Source organism: Amphritea sp. (assembly GCF_050300915.1).
Taxonomy (GTDB): Bacteria; Pseudomonadota; Gammaproteobacteria; order Pseudomonadales; family Balneatricaceae; genus Amphritea.
Genome location: NZ_JBNKYN010000148.1, coordinates 1 through 2,407, shown reverse-complemented (window position 1 = coordinate 2,407; position 2,407 = coordinate 1). Strand labels below are relative to the sequence as shown.

Annotated in this window: 5 protein-coding genes; 2 read left to right on the top strand and 3 right to left on the bottom strand. The window is 50.1% G+C overall.

Annotated features, from left to right (window positions below; all coding sequences use genetic code 11):
- Positions 1-313, bottom strand: a 313-nt coding sequence (gene betI, locus ACQY8X_RS20810; RefSeq protein WP_428037046.1) for a transcriptional regulator BetI, incomplete at its 3' end; no start/stop codon positions are given.
- A 129-nt stretch (positions 314-442) separates the two neighbouring features.
- A complete protein-coding gene (locus ACQY8X_RS20805) occupies positions 443-841 on the bottom strand; it encodes a hypothetical protein (protein ID WP_428037045.1) in 399 nt (132 codons plus the stop codon).
- Between the two features lie 258 nt (positions 842-1,099).
- On the opposite strand from ACQY8X_RS20805, the gene ACQY8X_RS20800 reads away from it, so the two are divergent.
- Positions 1,100-1,288 (top strand): hypothetical protein, encoded by a 189-nt coding sequence (locus ACQY8X_RS20800; RefSeq protein ID WP_428037044.1) that lies wholly within the window; start codon positions 1,100-1,102, stop codon positions 1,286-1,288.
- Positions 1,289-1,303: 15 nt separating this feature from the next.
- On the opposite strand, the gene ACQY8X_RS20795 is transcribed toward ACQY8X_RS20800, so the two are convergent.
- The gene (locus tag ACQY8X_RS20795; RefSeq protein WP_428037043.1) at positions 1,304-1,954 is read right to left on the bottom strand and encodes a YceH family protein; all 651 of its coding nucleotides are present in this window, start codon (positions 1,952-1,954) and stop codon (positions 1,304-1,306) included.
- Positions 1,955-2,121: 167 nt separating this feature from the next.
- Between ACQY8X_RS20795 and ACQY8X_RS20790 the strand changes: the two genes are divergently transcribed.
- A partial coding sequence (locus ACQY8X_RS20790) for an MOSC domain-containing protein (protein ID WP_428037042.1) occupies positions 2,122-2,407 on the top strand: 286 nt, incomplete at its 3' end.

Here is a 2,407-nt window from a genome sequence, read left to right as displayed (position 1 = left end):
CTTTACTGTCCAGCTGATCTGGTGAGAAATTACCGCCGACGATTGCCTGAATCCGCGCGATAACATCATCAGGCCCCGCTTCCTGCAGACGACTCCTGACGCCATCCGACAGCTGTTTCAAAATCGTCCGCATGGTGGCTTCAAGCAGACCACTTTTTCCGCCAAAGTAGTGATTAATAATGGCAGGAGAAACCCCCGCATAACTGCTGATCATCACCACGCTGGCCTTTTGCAAACCCACAGAATCAATCGCTTGCATGGTGGCGTTAATCAACTGAGGCTTCCTGATTTCAGGCATTCCTACTTTAGGCATTTACAAGATCCGTATACTTAAATAGACGTTTAATTAAAAATGCCTTTAAGACTCTTAACTGTCAACCCCATATAAGTAGGCAGCAGGCTGAAAACGGCAGGAAAGGTTCCTCATTATCAGAATGGTAAGCTACGGCAGCGTCATCTTCTTAACCTGTTGCCGCTCCTCCTCAGTCAGTTCGCCATAGCCTCTGGGATATGACCAACCATAACCCCAGCGAAATCCAGTCGGTAAAGCGGGAGAGCCTCCAACCCTGACACCCACCAGCATCAGCAGCGCAGTTTTTGGCTTACCCAGTGCAGCAACACACTGTTTAAGCTGCTGATCAGCATCAAGACGCTGCTGATATGTGCCCCCTTGCCAGTACGCCCGATCATGCTCCTCACAGCAGGCTAACCAGAGTGTATTCTCTTCCAGTGTGCCGTCAGGAAACGCGCTGCAACCATCACTGGTAAAGGGTTTCAGCTGATCGGCAAAAGCGTAACCGGGCAGCAGGCAGATCGACAGCAGCAGGATCAGATATTTCATCCCCGAAACCTCTTCTGATTAGTGTATATCCGTGATATCCGGCCTGGCTTATTATCTCTGTAACTCCCCCAACCACTATTGATACAGATTAGCTCTTGCGAAAAAGATCGCTGTGAGAGACAGACACAGGTTCTACTTCGATACGCATAACCTCAAACGCGGCAAAACAGAGATAAAAAAGCTGATCATTAATTGAGCAATCTGAGAAATCTTTTCTATACTGCTTTGTCACCGAAACACAAAACAGAGGAACTGGCAATGAAAGCCCTGCGTCTGAGAAACGTACCCAAACCACCTGCAGCCAAAGAGACTCACGAGTCAATTCGTCATCAGACCAGCCAGTTTCTGCAACAGGGCGGAAGAATCACTCAGGTGCCAACAGGTTACAGTGGTATCCCCAGGTTACAGGGGCCGCAGCAACGAACCGGCAAAAACCTGCTGCTCTGATCAGCCGGTTATTTATTAATCTGCCAGTTTCGACTGCAACTGCGCTACAGTCCTCTCCAGTTCAGCAATACGTTCCTCCAGCGCCTGAATCGTTTCATTGCTGATACGCGAACTGACTGCAGACGTGCTGTACTCTGACGGATCAGCCGCTTCGACCTCACCACTGAACAGGTGCGCATAGCGGGACTCCCGCTTACCCGGCTCCCGGGGCATACGCACGACCAGCGGATATTCCTCCCGTTCGCTCATCTTCTGCAGTACCGCCTCGGTCTCATGGACATCACTGAAACTGCACAAACGGTTAGTCCGGCTGCGCAGTTCACCCGGCGTCTGCGGACCTCTCAGAAACAGCGTACAGACTATTGCCAGCTCCTGCTCGCTTAGCTTCAGCTCAGAAAATTCGGTGTTGCAAAAGCGGTGTTTATACTTGGGGACGCGGCTGCCAAAACTGCTCTCCTCGCGAATCAGATGCTTCCTGTTCAGTTCATCGAGCACCTCCTGAACCTCGGTGTCTGACAGCTCCAGCACCGGGTCTCGATTACTTTTCTGATTGCAGGCGGAGGTGAGGGAGTTCAGCGTGAGAGGATACTGATCCGGCGTGGTTTTCTCTTTCTCAATCAGACAACCGATCACCCGGGTTTGCAAAAGACTCAGATCCATATCCATGTTATGCCCTCTTACAAAAAATAATTAACACATTCATAAGGTTACCCTATTTTCAGCAAATGGCACCTTAATTATTCAGACAAATTCAACTTTAGCCCGCCGCTCCAGCTGGTGATTTCAGTCACGCTACTCTACACTGATCCACTGACTCAACAGAGGACAGAAACATGCAGTCACGCTCAGTATCCGTTGATGGTATCTATATCGGCCAGCTAAGCACTATCGGTCCTGACAATACGCCAACCGGTATTTATAAAACGCTGTCGGAGGGCAGTCATGAGATCACCGGACTGGGACTCAATGGCGATATACAAGTGGACAAACGTGTTCACGGTGGGCCAGAAAAAGCGATCTACCACTACCCGTCTGAGCATTACGCGTTGTTTCAACAAGCGTTGCCCCATCTGAGCGACAGTTTTGTCCCGGGCTCTATTGGTGAAAACATCTCCACCT